The sequence below is a fragment of the Ensifer sp. PDNC004 genome, from assembly GCF_016919405.1.
In the GTDB taxonomy this organism is placed as follows: domain Bacteria; phylum Pseudomonadota; class Alphaproteobacteria; order Rhizobiales; family Rhizobiaceae; genus Ensifer.
Genome location: NZ_CP070354.1, coordinates 252,825 through 267,596 on the forward strand (window position 1 = coordinate 252,825; position 14,772 = coordinate 267,596).

14 protein-coding genes are annotated in these 14,772 nt (G+C 63.1%); 12 read left to right on the forward strand and 2 right to left on the reverse strand.

Annotated features, from left to right (window positions below; genetic code table 11):
- Window positions 1-3: 3 nt before the first annotated feature.
- From JVX98_RS29530 to JVX98_RS29550, 5 genes are all read left to right on the forward strand, one after another.
- Complete coding sequence (locus JVX98_RS29530) at window positions 4-1,359, forward strand: FAD-dependent oxidoreductase (protein ID WP_246765122.1); 1,356 nt, start codon at window positions 4-6, stop codon at window positions 1,357-1,359.
- Window positions 1,356-2,513, forward strand: coding sequence for a CaiB/BaiF CoA-transferase family protein (locus tag JVX98_RS29535; protein ID WP_043612303.1), 1,158 nt, complete (start codon window positions 1,356-1,358; stop codon window positions 2,511-2,513). Before JVX98_RS29530 ends, JVX98_RS29535 begins: the two co-directional genes overlap by 4 nt.
- Complete coding sequence (locus JVX98_RS29540; RefSeq protein ID WP_205239965.1) at window positions 2,510-3,283, forward strand: enoyl-CoA hydratase-related protein; 774 nt, start codon at window positions 2,510-2,512, stop codon at window positions 3,281-3,283. Before JVX98_RS29535 ends, JVX98_RS29540 begins: the two co-directional genes overlap by 4 nt.
- A 43-nt stretch (window positions 3,284-3,326) precedes the next feature.
- Complete coding sequence (locus JVX98_RS29545) at window positions 3,327-4,250, forward strand: LysR family transcriptional regulator (protein WP_043612307.1); 924 nt, start codon at window positions 3,327-3,329, stop codon at window positions 4,248-4,250.
- A gap of 128 nt (window positions 4,251-4,378) precedes the next feature.
- Window positions 4,379-5,644: an amidohydrolase family protein gene (locus JVX98_RS29550; protein WP_205240071.1), complete on the forward strand. Its 1,266-nt coding sequence runs from the start codon at window positions 4,379-4,381 to the stop codon at window positions 5,642-5,644.
- A gap of 54 nt (window positions 5,645-5,698) precedes the next feature.
- Here JVX98_RS29550 and fdxA read toward each other — a convergent pair whose 3' ends face one another.
- On the reverse strand, window positions 5,699-6,037 hold the full coding sequence (fdxA, locus tag JVX98_RS29555; protein ID WP_205239966.1) for a ferredoxin: 339 nt from the start codon (window positions 6,035-6,037) through the stop codon (window positions 5,699-5,701).
- Between the two features lie 239 nt (window positions 6,038-6,276).
- Complete coding sequence (locus tag JVX98_RS29560) at window positions 6,277-6,909, reverse strand: TetR family transcriptional regulator C-terminal domain-containing protein (RefSeq protein WP_205239967.1); 633 nt, start codon at window positions 6,907-6,909, stop codon at window positions 6,277-6,279.
- Between the two features lie 253 nt (window positions 6,910-7,162).
- On the opposite strand from JVX98_RS29560, the gene JVX98_RS29565 reads away from it, so the two are divergent.
- From JVX98_RS29565 to JVX98_RS29595, 7 genes are all read left to right on the forward strand, one after another.
- A complete protein-coding gene (locus JVX98_RS29565) occupies window positions 7,163-7,990 on the forward strand; it encodes a uracil-DNA glycosylase (RefSeq protein WP_205240072.1) in 828 nt (275 codons plus the stop codon).
- Between the two features lie 3 nt (window positions 7,991-7,993).
- Window positions 7,994-9,619 (forward strand): GMC family oxidoreductase, encoded by a 1,626-nt coding sequence (locus JVX98_RS29570; protein ID WP_205239968.1) that lies wholly within the window; start codon window positions 7,994-7,996, stop codon window positions 9,617-9,619.
- 11 nt (window positions 9,620-9,630) lie between these two features.
- Window positions 9,631-9,951 carry an NIPSNAP family protein gene (locus tag JVX98_RS29575; RefSeq protein WP_043612319.1) on the forward strand — a complete coding sequence of 107 codons (321 nt, stop codon included), beginning with the start codon at window positions 9,631-9,633 and terminating at the stop codon, window positions 9,949-9,951.
- Window positions 9,952-10,064: 113 nt separating this feature from the next.
- Window positions 10,065-11,090 carry a BMP family ABC transporter substrate-binding protein gene (locus tag JVX98_RS29580; protein ID WP_205240073.1) on the forward strand — a complete coding sequence of 342 codons (1,026 nt, stop codon included), beginning with the start codon at window positions 10,065-10,067 and terminating at the stop codon, window positions 11,088-11,090.
- A 141-nt stretch (window positions 11,091-11,231) separates the two neighbouring features.
- Complete coding sequence (locus JVX98_RS29585; protein ID WP_205239969.1) at window positions 11,232-12,812, forward strand: ABC transporter ATP-binding protein; 1,581 nt, start codon at window positions 11,232-11,234, stop codon at window positions 12,810-12,812.
- Window positions 12,809-13,846 (forward strand): ABC transporter permease, encoded by a 1,038-nt coding sequence (locus JVX98_RS29590; RefSeq protein WP_205239970.1) that lies wholly within the window; start codon window positions 12,809-12,811, stop codon window positions 13,844-13,846. Before JVX98_RS29585 ends, JVX98_RS29590 begins: the two co-directional genes overlap by 4 nt.
- Window positions 13,843-14,736: an ABC transporter permease gene (locus JVX98_RS29595; RefSeq protein ID WP_192449142.1), complete on the forward strand. Its 894-nt coding sequence runs from the start codon at window positions 13,843-13,845 to the stop codon at window positions 14,734-14,736. Before JVX98_RS29590 ends, JVX98_RS29595 begins: the two co-directional genes overlap by 4 nt.
- Window positions 14,737-14,772 lie beyond the last annotated feature (36 nt).

Sequence of the window (14,772 nt, forward strand, 5' to 3'; positions counted from 1 at the left end):
ACTATGGAAACAATCAGAGAACCCCTGCGCAATGCCCGGATCGTCGACCGCTCGGACGTCGTCGTCGTGGGCGGTGGCCCGGCTGGGATCTCCGCCGCGGTTTCTGCGGCACGCACCGGAGCGAGCGTCACATTGCTCGAACGCTATCCTTATGTCGGTGGCCTTGCGGCAGGCGGCATGGTTCTGGTGCTCGACGACATGGTCAACGGCGTCGAAATCACCGTGCGCGGCATCTGCATGGAAATGATCGAACGGATGAAGACGCTTGGCCTTTGCGTCACGCCGACCGATGGCGACCGCCAGCTCGATATTCGCGATACGCCGGAGGCCTGGCAAAGATGGGCGCGCTGGGGCCTGTTCGACTTCCACACGCCGTCTGCGCCGCACCCGATCTGCTACGCGGCCGCCTTCGATCCGGACGCCTTCAAGCGCGTCTCCTATGATATCCTTCGCGAATCCGGCGTGAAGCTCAGGACGCACAGCTGGTTCTCCTCGGCAATCGTCGAGAACGGCACGATCAAGGGTGTGGTCTGCCAGACGAAATCTGGCCGCGAGGCCATCATGGGCGACGTCGTCATCGACGCCTCGGGCGACCTCGACGTTGCCGCCGATGCCGGTGCCCAGCATACGGACGGCAATTTCATCCTGACGACGGTTTCCCGCTGGGGCGGCATCGACACTGAAGCCGCCGAGCGCTTCGAGTTCGAGGAGCCGGAAAAGTTCAAGGCAATCGATCACGAGGCCAAGCGTCTGATCGGTGGTTGCTGGTCGTTCTGGTGGCTGAAGACCCCGCTGCCGGGCGTCATCTGGCTCAACTGCCCGCACATGCCGAAGCTCTCCGGCCTCCGTGTCGAAGACCTGACCTATGCGGAACTCGAGGGCCGTGGCCGCATCGCCCGCCTGCTCGACTTCGCCCGCGCCAACCTGCCGGGCTTCGAAAATGCCCATGTGATCGATTTCGCGCCGCAGACGGGCGTGCGCCAGTCACGGCTGCTCCAGGGCGAATATGTCGTCACCAAGGACGACGTGATGAACCGCCAGCACTTCACCGACACGGTGTGCCGCGGCCGCGATTACTACACGCCCTATAGGGCCATGCTGCCCAAGGAAGTCGATCAGTTGATCGTCGCAGGCCGGCATTATTCCGCGACCATTCAGGCGCAGAAGTCGAGCCGCGAGATCCCGCCCTGCATGGCGATGGGCGAGGCGGCTGGTGTTGCCGCCACTGTCGCGCTCAATGCCGGCGTCAAGGTGCGAGACGCCGATGTCAAGGCGATCCAGAAGCAGCTGCGGGCGCAGGGTGCCGATCCCGGCGACATACCATCTGAAAACGCAACCTATCTGGAGGCCGCAGAATGACGTCTCTTCCCCTCGACGGTATCCGCGTCGTCGATTTCACCCAGGTCATGCTTGGCCCGTGCTGCACGCAGATGCTGGCCGACTACGGCGCCGAGGTCATCAAGGTCGAAAAGGCCAAGATCGGCGACCTCTCGCGCTGGTCGCTGGGTTCGGACCCGGATGGCCTCAACAATCCGGTTTTCTCCTCGCTCAACCGCAACAAGAAGAGCCTTGCACTTGACCTCAAGCAGGACGAGGCGCGGGCGGCCGTGCGCGCGCTGATCGACACGGCCGACGTGGTTGTCAACAATTTCCGCCCTGATGTGATGGAGCGCATGGGCTTCGGCTACGAGGAGCTCAAACGGACAAACCCGCGACTGATCTACGCTGTCGGTACCGGCTTCGGCCTTGAGGGTCCCTACCGGCACAAGGGCGGGCAGGACATCCTGGCGCAGGCGCTTTCGGGCGTCATGCGGCGCAAGTCCGATGCCAGCCATCCGCTGTCGATCTACGCGACGCCGCTTGCCGACTACTCGGCCGGCATGCACCTGGTGCAGGGCATTCTGCTTGCCTTGCTGCATCGGGAAAAGACCGGGCACGGGCAGCAGGTGGCGGTCAGCCTCTACAGCTCCATGCTCGCCATGCAGATGCAGGAAGGCACCACGCACATGATGCGGGAAAAGGACCTGAACTGGGGCGCCTTCCCGCTGACCGGCGTGTTCGAGACCACCGATGGCGCCATCGTCATGGTCGGCGCCTTCAAGCAGAATCCGCTGCGCGACATCTGCACTGCGCTCGAGATCGAAGACCTGTCCCTCCAACCGCAATTTGCCGACTTCGACGCGCAGATGCAACGCCGCCCGGAATTGCAGCAGGTCTTCCGCGAGGCGTTTGCAAAGAACAGCAGCGCCCATTGGCTCGGCCGGCTGGAGCAGGTGGACATTCTCTGCGCACCGGTGCGCTCGCTTCCCGAAGCCCTTGACGACGAGCAGACGACGATCAACCGCATGATCCTCGAGGCCGGCGAAACGAAGGCCGGGCCGATCCGGCTGGTCGGCTCGCCGATCGACATGTCGGCGGCGACCGTGACGGTGCGCATCGCCCCGCCGAAGCTCGGCGAGCACAATGACGAGGTCCTTTCGGGACTTTCCGTTCGTCGGGGAGATGCGGCATGAGCGTCACCTTCGTCGTAGAGGATCGCGTCGCCAGCGTCACGCTGAACCGCCCGGAACGGATGAATGCGGTGGACGCCGCGACCGAACGCGAACTGGAGGCGATCTGGCAAGAGATCGAAGCGCGCGACGACATCAGCTGCGTCGTGCTGACGGGCGCCGGCGAGCGGGCATTTTGCGCCGGGGCTGATCTGAAGGGTGCCGAAAAGACCGGTCTTGAATACTGGACCGAAAGCCGCCCGAACGGCTTCGGGGGACTGGCGTTTCGCCGCTCGCTCGACGTGCCCGTCATTGCCAGGGTCAATGGCTACGCACTCGGTGGCGGGTTCGAGATGGTTCTCGGCTGCGATATCGTCATCGCTTCCACGGAGGCGGCGTTCGGCCTGCCCGAAGCCCGCGTCGGGCGCCTGCCGCTCGACGGCGGCATGGTACTTCTCCAGCGCCGGATCCCGCACAATCTTGCCATGGGCGTGCTGTTGACCGGCCGGCGTTTCTCCGCAGCCGAGATGCATGCCTTCGGCATCGTCAACGAACTGGTCGAACCGGGTGCGCTTGACGCGGCCGTTGCCCGCTGGGTGAAGGAAATCGTCGCCTGTGCGCCGCTCTCGCTGCGCGCCATCAAGCAGACGGTCAATCGCACCGGACATCTGTCACCGGCCGAGGCCCAGGGACTGCGCACGCCCGCGCTCGTCAAGGCGCTGAACAGCGAGGACGCGATGGAAGGCGTCAGCGCTTTTCAGGAGAAGCGCGCGCCCGTTTGGAGGGGACGATGAGCGTGTTATAGGTCGGAGCCCAGGGGAGGAGGGGTCCAATCGAATGCACGCCAGCATCCTGAAATACTTCGTCTCGGTCGCGCGATCCGGGTCCATTCGCAAGGCCTCCGAGGAGCTTCATGTCGCGTCCTCGGCGGTCAGCCGGCAGATCAAGAAACTGGAGGACGAGCTTGGGATAGCGCTCTTCGAGCGGCTCTCGAATGGCTTGCGGCTGACAGTTGCCGGGGAAAACGTGTTGCGCCACGCCAGGGTGACGCTGGAAAATTTCGAACTGCTGCGCAGCGACCTCGGCGCCCTGCAGGGGAAAAAGACCGGTCGCGTGCAAATGTCCTGTCTCGACAGCCTGGCCATCCAGTTCCTGCCGGACATGGTCAACGCGTTCCACAGCATCCACCCCGGCGTGAGCTTTCACATCCATACCGCCGGTCACGGCAATATCAGCAGCCTGGTCGCCGAAGGCGATGTCGATATGGGCATGACCTTCGATCTCGCCCGGCCTGACGATACCGAGATGCTCTTTCGCGTGCCGATGCCGCTGATGGCTTTCGTTGGTCGGGAACACCCGCTGGCCAAACAGCGGCAGGTCTCGCTTGCCGAATGCGCCCAGTACGACCTTCTCCTGCAACTCGACACGCAACCGATCCGCTCGCTCATCGAAATCGAACTCTCGGTCTTCGAGCGGACCGGGCGGCCGTTTGTCCTCTCTAACAGCCAGATGATGCTCAAGCCATTCATCCTGTCCGGTCAGGGTGTGGCGTTCTTCACGCCGATCGGATTCCTTGCCGAGATCAGGTCGGGCGATCTCGTCGCCATACCGCTTTCCGGCTCGCGTCTTCAGAACCTGCATATCGGGATTCTGGTGCAGCGACGTCGGCAGCGCACGCACGCGGCCGAGGCCGTCATCGAATTCGTTGGCGCAGAACTGCAGAAGTTCAGCGACCAGATCATGGAGGCGATTCATCCGTGAGTGCAGCATCCGTTCCCGGGCGGCTTCTCCTGCAACCTGGCCACGAGGCTGCAGGGCGCGCGAAAAATCTCTTGGACCATTTGCCTGAGGGCGCCTCATGGACGGCGATCCCGGCCGATGCTCTGCTGATGCCGCCGCCCGTCAATGCCCATGACCATGGCTATGGCATCCGCACACTTGATTTTGGCAATGTCGACGATGCCCTGGAAGTGTGGATCCCGGGACTGCGGCTCCGGCCGCGAACCGACCCCTATCTGGAAGCGCTGGTGGCCTTCTCGAGGTTGGCGCAAACGGGCGTCGGCGCGACCATGCATTGCCATAATTCTCTGAACATCGACCGTCTCGTCGACGAGGCCGGTGCGGTCATGCGGGCGGCGAGCGAGGTCGGCATAAGACTTGCGCTTTCCTGTCCGCTTCTCGACTACGATCCGTGGGCCTATGACGGCGGGCCTGAGCGATTGCGGCCGTATCTCGCTCCAGCAGACTGGGACGATCTCAGCGCCTCGATCCCGAAATATGCGTCGCCATCGGTGCAGATCTCGGCAGCCGACGCGGTCGCCGCGGCCAATACAAGTCCGTTGATCGATGTGCAGTATGGTCCGATCGGGCCGCAATGGTGTTCCAATGCACTGCTCGAAGCGATCGCCGAGGCCTCTCACGCAACCGGCCGGCGCATTCACATGCATCTGCTCGAAAGCCCGAGGCAGAGGCAATGGCTGGATCGGCGCTTCCCGCAAGGGATCGTCCGATATCTCGACGAGATCGGCTTCCTCTCGCCCCGCCTTGCCGTCGCCCACGGCGTCCAGCTCAGATCGGACGAGCTGGAACTTCTGGCTGCGCGCGGCGCACAGCTCGTTTCGAACCCGTCGGCGAACTTGCGCCTGCGGTCAGGTGTGGCACCGGTCGCCACGCTTCCGGCGAGCGGTCCCGCCTTCGCGTTCGGCCTCGACGGAACGGGCTTTGACGACGACCAGGATCTCTGGCGCGAATTGCGCCTTGCCCATCTTTTGCATGGCGGCCGCGACCTGACGCGAGCCTTTACGGCGGGACGTGTCTTCGATGCCGCGATCCATGTCGGCGCCAAGGTGGTGAATGCACCGGCGAACGAAGACCTGGTGCTCGTGGATTATGCTGCGCTGATTGCCGACAGCCTGATGGACGACCTGGATGAAGCGGAGCTGCTGCTCACGCGGATGACGGCCGCGCATGCAAAGGCGCTCTATGTCGGCGGACAGGAGATCATGTGCGATGGACGGTTGACCCGGGTCGATTTCGAGGCTGCCCGGGCCGAGCTTCTGCAGCAGGCGCGCGCGGACCTTCCGCGGCTGACCGCCGAGCGCGGACGCGTGACCAAGCTGGCCGCGGCAACAAGGGCCTATTACGCCGACTGGTGAGCGCGGCGACGAGGCGGTAGGCGTCGCCCTCTGGTCTCCCAAGGGGCGAACTTGCTAGCCGATCGCGGCTGTTTTCTCGAAGGCGGCAACGAACGGATGGTCCTGCGTCGTGGAACTCTCCTTGCTCCAGCCGCCGGGCGACCCCATCCCCGTGACGTCGGACCCGAAGAACTCCTTGTTCACAGCGATGAAATGGCGCTGGCTGTCAGGTATCTCCTGATCCCAGACAATGGCATCGACGGGACAGATCGAAAGACAGAGGCCGCAATTGATGCACTCATCCGGGTGGATGTAGAAGGTACGGCCACCCTCGTAGATGCAGTCCACCGGACAGGCGGCGGTGCAGTCGCCATCCTTTATGTCGATGCAGGGTTCGGTAATGACATAGGCCATCTTGCGGATCTCTGAAGAGTTGCTTGCAAGGCCAATTATTCAGAGTTTCCCTTGCCGAAGAAGCATAGATATTCGCAATGTCGATTGCCAAAAAGGCAACGACCGCTGCCTCTTCTATCGTGGTGATCCCGTGACAAGGCGAAGTGCAGCACAAGCGCGAGCCGTGAAACGCGCGTAATCGCCCGGCCGTGGAAAACCGGCAGGTTATGCCGGCGGAAGAAGCTCTGTTCGCTTGTCGGCTAGGGCTGCCGGAGAATGCCTCTCAGGATCGTCTCGGTGATCGTGGCGGCCGCCTTTTCATAATCGTCGGCTTTCAAGCGGGGCTTTCTGAGCGCATCGACGGCGACCGGTTCGAAGTCCGAGTAAAACTGCGTCGACGCCCAGAGCATGATGAAAAGATGGCGCGGATCGACCGGCAGCATCTTGCCGGCGGCGATCCAGCCCTCGACAACGGCCACATGGGTATCCGTGACCTGGCGGATATGCTCGCGATCCTTCCGGGACAGGAAGCGCGCGCCCTGAATCATCTCGCTGGCAAAGAGCCGGGATTCGGCCATGTTCTTGCGCGTGTATTCCAGCTTCGCCTTGATGTAGAGCTTGAACGCTTCGGCCGGCTCCCGTTCGGGCGAGATGTATTTCAGCGCATCGTCCCAGCTGGCGATGAGATGTGCGATGATGGCGGTATAGATCTCCTCCTTGGACGAGAAGTAGTAGTAGACATTTGCCTTGGGCAGCCCCGAAGCCTCGGCAATCTCGGCGATGCGCGTGCCGTCGAAGCCCTTGCGAGCGAAGATTTCGATCCCGGCCTTGATGATGAGCCGCATGTTGCGTTCGCGGATGCGCTCTTCGGGATCTCGTACTGCCCTTGCCATATGGTTTCGCCTCCATTTCGCTTCGCACCAGGCAATCGTGCGTGGTGGCGGGACTGCTATCGCAATTGCCGCGTTTTCCAGCGAAAAGCAAGCGTATCGACCTTCGCCAGAAAGTTGACGATATGGTCAGAAAAACTTGACCGAGTCGTCATTTTTTATCTTTTTGAAAGTTGACACTTTGGTCAGCTTTTGTCTAGTCTCACCTTCAACGAACGGAAGAGGAGCCGTGATGCCGATGCGCTTGAGGGAGGCAATGGCGGAAACGTTTGCGGGCTGGGAGAACGACCTTCCGCCTGTTTGGCGCGATGCGCTCGGCGCCGTCGGCGACGATTTCTCCCGTATCGATGCGGACCTTGATCTCGAGCCGTGGGAACCGATCTTCCCGGTGCGCCGCGGCCGGGTTTTTCCCGGCCAGCCACGGGGCGCACATGCGCTCGCGGCGTTTGACGGCATTGCACCCGATGGCGTGCGCTGCCTCGTGCTTGGGCAAGATCCTTATCCCGAGCCGGGTTTTGCAACGGGGCGGGCGTTCGAGGCGGGCAACCTGGCGGCGTGGGGCGAGCTGGACAAGATGTTCTCAAAGAGCATCCGCGCCTATATGCAGCTGATCGCGGCTGCGCGGCTGGGCGACGAGGATCTCGCGCGCGATTTCGGCCGGTGGCCGGATGTGCGGCATCTGCTTTGCGATCCCGCAGGGTCGTTCGAGCCGCCGAGCCTGATCGCAGATCGTTGGGTCAGGGAGGGGGTACTCCTGCTCAATGCGTCGCTGACGCTTTCTCGCTTTCGTGTCGATATCGATCCGCACCAGTCGCGCGGTCACCTTGCCTTCTGGCGGCCGTTGATGCTGCGCGTGGTCGACGCGCTTTTGGCGCGCGGTAAGCCAATCGTCTTCCTCGGCTTCGGTGGCGCGGCTGCTGACATCTTTGCAGAAGCCGGCGTTGCCAAGGGGCGCAAGGATCATGTCGCCTATATACAGCGCGAGCATCCCGCCTTTGCCGACAAGGTGCTCGGCCGGGAAAATCCTTTCCTTCTCAGCAATTCTCATCTGGAGGCGATGGGCGACCGGCCCATCGCATGGTGACCCATGGCGCGTAACCCGGAATATGATTTCATCATCGTTGGTGCGGGTTCGGCCGGTTGTGTTCTCGCCAACCGCCTGTCGAAGGATCCGGCAAACCGCGTGCTTTTGATCGAGGCTGGCGGCAAGGATCGCAACCCCTTGTTCCGGTTGCCGATGCTGATGGGCAAGCTGTTCCATTCGGGCGTCTACAACTGGCATTATCACACAGAGCCCGAGCCCCATCTCAACGGCCGCTCGCTCTATTGGCCTCGGGGCAAGGTGCTGGGCGGGACGTCCACCATCAACGGCATGATCTACGTGCGCGGCAATCGCCATGATTACGATCGGTGGTCGCAGCTCGGGCTGCCCGGCTGGTCCTATGACGAGGTGCTTCCGGCATTCCGACGTTCCGAGACCCATGTCGAGCGCAAGGACGCTTTCCACAGCGGCGACGGAGAGCTCACCGTCTGCCGGGCACGCGGCAACAATCCGCTGATGGACGTGTTCTGCGAGGCGGGCATCCAGGCGGGTTACCCGGCCAACGACGACTTCAACGGAGAGACGCAAGAAGGCTTTGGCCGCTACGACTTCACCATCCGCAAGGGAAAACGGTGGTCCACCTCGTGGGCGTTCCTGCGCCCGGCGCTCGGCCGTAAGAACCTCACTGTGCTGACGGGGGCGGAACTCACGCGTCTGATCATCGAAGGCGACCGGGCGTGCGGCGTCGAGTATCTGAAGGACGGCGTCCTGGGACGCGCCCGGGCGGCGCGGGAGGTGATCCTCTCTTCCGGCGTTGTCAATTCGCCAAAGGCGTTGCTTCTGTCCGGCATCGGGCCGGCGGACGAGCTTCGGGCGCTTGGCATCGCACCGGTGCTGGACCTGCCGGGCGTCGGCAAGAACCTCCAGGACCATGTCGACTGCGTCATGAGTTGGGAATGCCGCGAGCCGATCACGCTGTTCAGCGACCTGCGGGCGGACAAGCTCATCCCCGCTGTTGCCCAGGGCATGTTGTTCGGCGAGGGCGTCACCACGACGTTCCCTTATGAGGCCGGTGCCTTCATCCGTTCGAACGATGGCCTGATTGCGCCCGACATTCAGCTGCATTTCATGCCGGCGCTGGAAAAGACAGCCAATCTGCACTTCCCCAATCCGTTCCGAAAGAAGCAGGCGGTGGAAGCCAACCACGGGTTCACGATCCGCGTCGGCCCCGTCAATCCGGTGAGCCGCGGCGAGATCACGCTGCGCTCGGCGAACGCGACGGACAAGCCGAAGATCCAGGCCAATTACCTCCGCGACGATTTCGACGTGCGCACGATGATCGATGCCATCCGGCTGACCCGCGACATTGTCGGCCAGAAGGCTTTCGACCGCTATCGCGGCAAGGAGCTGGCTCCGGGGCCGGAAGCGCTTGACGATGCCGCTTTGACCCGCTGGCTGCGGGCGACCGCGATGACGACGTTTCATCCGGTCGGGACCGCCAAGATGGGTAACGACCGCATGGCTGTGGTGGACGCGCGGCTCAAGGTGCGCGGCATCGAGGGGCTGCGGGTCGCGGACGCTTCGATCATGCCCGTAATCTCAAGCGGCAACACCAACGCGCCAGCCATCATGATCGGCGAGAAATGCGCCGAATTCATCCTGAACGCATAGGGAGTAACCTGATGATCCTGGAACACCGCACCTACACCTTCAAGCCCGGCACGGTCGACAAGTGGATGAAGAAGTACGAGGCGGACGGCTTGCCTGTGCAGAAGCGCCATCTGAACAAGTTCGTTGGTCTCTATGTGTCGGAACTGGGCACGCTCCACACCACGGTTTTGATGTGGGCCTACGACAGTCTCGCGGACCGAGAAGCGCGCCGGACGGCCATGTATGCCGACCCGGACTGGCAGAAGTTCATCTCCGAAGTCTGGGCGCTGGACGCAATTCAGAAGCAGGAGGTGATGATCATGAACCCGGCCCCCTATTCCCCGCCCCTTTGAGGCGGGAAGCGGCGCAGGGCATTGCCTGCGCCCTGGCATGCGCATGAGAAACGACAAGACAAAAAGAGGGAACAATTATGACGGACAAGACTGGAAATGGCGCACAGCACATGATGCATCGCCGCGCATTCCTGCAGGCGAGCGCGGGTGCCGCAGCGCTGGCCTTTGCGGCGACCATCGTCCCGGAATTCGCCCGCGCGTCCGGAGGGCTGGTCGCGCTGGTGCACACGCAGGCTGCAGGCGACAATGGTCCGGTGGACCAGATGATCGCCAAGCTCAAGCAGCTTTCGGAAGAAAAGGGTTTTGAGTACCGCGCCATCTACGCGCAGGACCCTGCAACCTACGAGACTGTCTACCGCACGCTCGGCGACGCCGGAGCGGCGATCATCGTCTCGACCTTCAACGAAGTGGCCGAGCCATTCAAGGCGCTCGCACCTTCCTACCCGAATACCAAGTGGATCCAGCTGTTCGCCGATCCCTTCGAGCCGGCAATCCCGAATGTGGTGACCGTCTCCTACGACTATTATCTTGGCTGCTATCTCTCGGGCGTCTTTGCGGCCAGGATGACGTCGACCGGCAAGACCGGCTTCATCGGCGGGGTTTCCATCCCTCCGCTCAACGCAGACTTCAACGCGTTCAAGGCCGGCGTGCATTCCGTTCGACCGGATGCCACGGTTATCGCCGCCTTCGCAGGCTCGTTCCAGGACCCGGCAAAGGGCCAGGAAATCGCCACCCAAATGTACAATGATGGCATCGACTACATTCAGACCGACGCGGCGGCCACCGATGGCGGCATCATTGCTGCGGCGAACGAGAAGGAAGGCCGCATGGTGAGCTGCCTTGCGCCGGGACAGTATGAGCTCGGCCCGAAATCGCTGATCTCGATCGTCAGCCTCGACTTCGGCGTTTCGCTCTACAACGAAACCGGCAAGGCGGTCGGGCCCGAATGGAAGGGTGGTGCGCACGAGCATACGGGTCTTGGCACGGGCGTCATCGACTTCATTCTCTCGCCGGTCTTTGCCGAGCAGGGGCCGGCGGACCTGAACGCCAGGGCGAAGGAAGCGTTGGTCGAGGTCGACAAGGTTCGTGCCGGCATCCTCGATGGATCCATCAAGGTACCTTTCAACACCACCCTTTGATCTCCAGGTGCTGGCTGCCGAGCCAGGCCGATCGTTCGAAAGACGTCGGTAAGGCCTCCCCCTTGGGGAGGTCGCTGGGGTTCGCGGACCGGCTCCAGCCCTTTTGACGGTCGCGAACGCCTGCTCTCGATGGGAACCACAATGTCCAAATCTGCGAAATCGGCCCTGGAGTGCCGCAACGTCACCGTCAAATTCGGCGACGTGACGGCGTTGTCGGCGGTTTCAGCTTCGTTCACGCCGGGGCAAATCCATGCGGTTGTCGGTCAGAACGGCGCCGGCAAGACCACCTTTGCCCGCGTGGCGGCCGGCCTGGTCCAGCCCACTTCTGGCGCCGTCAATGTGATGGGACACGACATCCGGACGGGGCAGGTCAGCGAAAGCCGGGCCGCCGGGGTGGAACTCGTCCACCAGAGCTTTGCCTTGCCGCCGTCCTTCACGGTTGCCGAAGCCATGGAGTTTGGCGCAACGGGCAGGGGCGGCGTCTTCAGCCGCAGGGGTCTCGTTGAAAAATGGCGGTCGCATCTTGCGGGTCTCGACGTTCAGGTCGATCTGAACCGGCGGATCAGGGACCTCCCGATCGAGACACAGCAGGGGATAGAGATTGCCCGCGCCCTGGTCACGGATGCGCGCGTCCTCATTCTCGACGAGCCGACCGCGGTCCTGTCCCCGGCCGGCATCGACATGCTGTTCGCGCGCGTTCGCCGCCTTAAGGAACGTGGGGTCACAGTCATCCTTATCCTGCACAAGATCCGCGAGGTGCTGGGCATCGCGGACACAGTCACGGTGTTGCGGGGCGGCCGGAAGGTTGAAGGGCCGCTGCCGGTGGCGGAAGTTTCAAGTGAGCGGCTGGCCAACCTCATCGTCGGGGAGGCCATAGCCAAGACGCTCGGTGGCCAAGACCGCGATGCATTGGTCGGAACGAAGCCAACCGCGCATGGGAACTCCGTTCCGCACACGCATGCGGTCGGGCCTGCCATCCTTTCGATGAAAGCCGTCTCCACGAGGCCGGACAGCGGGGGCATCGCTCTCGATGCCGTTGACCTCGAGATCCGCCCGGGCGAGATCGTCGGTGTCGCCGGGGTGGAAGGCAATGGGCAGAAAACCCTGGTGCGGGCGATCTCCGCACTCGCAGATCTCGAAGGCGGAACGATCAATCTCACTGGGCACGACGTGACCTGGCAGCCACTTGCCGCACGCCGCAAGATCGGCCTTCGGATCATTCCCTTCGAGCGCAATGTGGAGGGCCTCAGCCTCACGAGCTCCCTCTGGCAAAACTGGAGCGCGCGCGAACTGTTGCAGGGGAGCTTGCTCAAGGGCATTCGGCCCGCTGCAATCCGTGAAGCTTGCGATCGGTCGCTAAAGGCGTGGAGCGTCCACTATAACAATTCCGGGCAGAGGGCCGGGTCGCTTTCGGGCGGCAACGCGCAAAAGGTGATCCTTGCGCGGGAAATCGATCCTGAGGCCAAGCTGATTATTGCGGCCCAGCCGACACGCGGCCTCGACATCGGGGCGACCGCCTTCGTCTGGCAGGCCCTGCGGCAAGCGCGCGACGGTGGCGCGGCCATACTCTTGATCTCGTCGGATCTCGACGAGCTCTTCGACATATCGGATCGCGTCGTGGTGATGCTGTCGGGACGCCTGAATGGCGAGTTCCAAGCGCCCTTCGACATAAGCGTTGTGGGGGCGGCCATGACCGGTGCCGCTGCGGGGGCAAGCGCATGAAAGACAGTCTCATCACCGTCGTTCGCAGCCTGATCTTCGTGACGTTCGCGCTCATCCTTTGCGCGCTCGTGTTCCAGCTTGCCGGCTATAATGCGCCGGTGACACTTTGGGCGGTGCTCGACGGGGCGTTTCTCCGAACCGGGGCGATCGAGCAAAGTCTCCGATGGGCACTGCCGCTGTTCATAACGGCCGTCGGTGTCGGCATCTCCTTCCGCGCGGGATTCTTCAACATCGGTGCCCAGGGGCAGTTCTATGTCGGTGCGATTTGCGCCGCCTTCGCAGCCGAAGCGGTAAGAGGCGGGCCCGCCTTCCTCGTGATCCCGACCCTGCTTCTAGCCGGCATGCTCGGCGGTGCACTCTGGGCGCTCTGGCCGGGATTGCTGCGGCTTCGCTCCGGCACCGACGAGGTCATCACCACGCTCATGGGCAACTTCATGGCCGGTCTGCTGCTCGTCTATGTCACTTCGGGGCCGCTCAAGGATCCCTCGGGCTCCGGTCAGCAGGCATCGAGCCGTCCGCTGGACCCGGCCTACCGCATCTCGGATTCCCTCGGTCTTTCGCCAACGATCATCGCGATTGCGGTCGCTGTCGGCATCCTGATGTGGCTGCTGGTCAACCGGACCGCCTTCGGGGTTCTGGCAAGCCTTGCCGGTCGCAACGGCACCATGGTGGAGTGGCAGGGCGCACGTCTCTGGAAGCTCGGCCTCTCAAGTTTCCTGATATCGGGTGCGCTAGCGGGTCTTGCCGGTACCATCGAGTTCATGGGGCCGAACGGCCGCATCGCCTCTGGTTTCCTGCCAGCCCATGGGTTTACGGCGATCCTGATCGCGCTCGTCGCCAACCTCTCCGTTCTCGGGACGGCGGTGGCCGCGGTGTTCTTCGGCGGGCTGGCGTCGGCGGCGCTTTATCTGCCGATCATGGCCGGGCTGCCGTCGGCGGCGATCGACATCATCAATGCGGCGATCGCGCTGTTCATAACGGCAAGGTCGACCGTCATCGATAGGGTGCTGCGTCTCGGAGGGCGCAAGACATGAACGAGATCATCATCTCCATTCTGCGTTCCGGAACGCCGCTGATCTATGTCACGCTCGCCGGCGTTATCGCGCAACGGGCAGGGGTCTGGAACCTCGGCCTCGAGGGACTGATGATCATCGGTGCCTGCGCAACAATTCTCGGCATCATGCTCACCAAGTCCGTTGGCGCTGCCATCCTGATAGCCATCCTCGCCTGCGTCTTGGCCTCGGTGCTTCTGTGGTTCGTCATCGACAGGCTGAAGGCCAATCCCATTATCGCCGGTCTGGGGCTGACGGGTCTTGGCATCGGCGGTACGGCGTTGGCTGTCCAGTCGATCTTTGGCACCCAGGCAACCGTGACGGCACCCTTCGGCATTCCGAAACTGGGGCCGGCCTTTGGTTCCTATGGCGTGCTTTCGGTCGCGGTCGCGGCCATGCCCTTCGTCGTCTTTGCCATGTGGGTGCTGTTGCGGCGAACGCGTTTCGGCCTGCGGCTTGCCGCCTGCGGAGAGCATCCGTTTGCTGCGCGCGGTGTCGGCGCCGACCCTTCGCGCATGCGGTTGGCAGCACTTTCGATCGGCGGCGTCCTGTGCGCCATTGGCGGCGCGGAACTTGCCGCGGGCAGCCTGCAATTCTTTGCCCAGGGCATGACGGCCGGTCGCGGCTTCATGGCGTTTGCGGCGGTCATCTTCGGTGCGGCCCATCCGGTTGGCGCCACCTTCGCCGCCCTGTTCTTCGCCATCGTCGGCGCCATCGGCATCCGGGCGCAGTTGACGTTCGGAGACCGGATCCCCCACGACCTCTTGCAGGCCTTGCCGTATCTGGCGACGGTCTTCGGGGTCTGGCTGTCCGGAAAGCTCCGCGGCGGAGCGAAGGGTGCGAGCTCTTTTGCCGAGCTCAGGGATCAATAGTCGCGATGTGGCGGCGGGCGCCATCATCGGATCGTT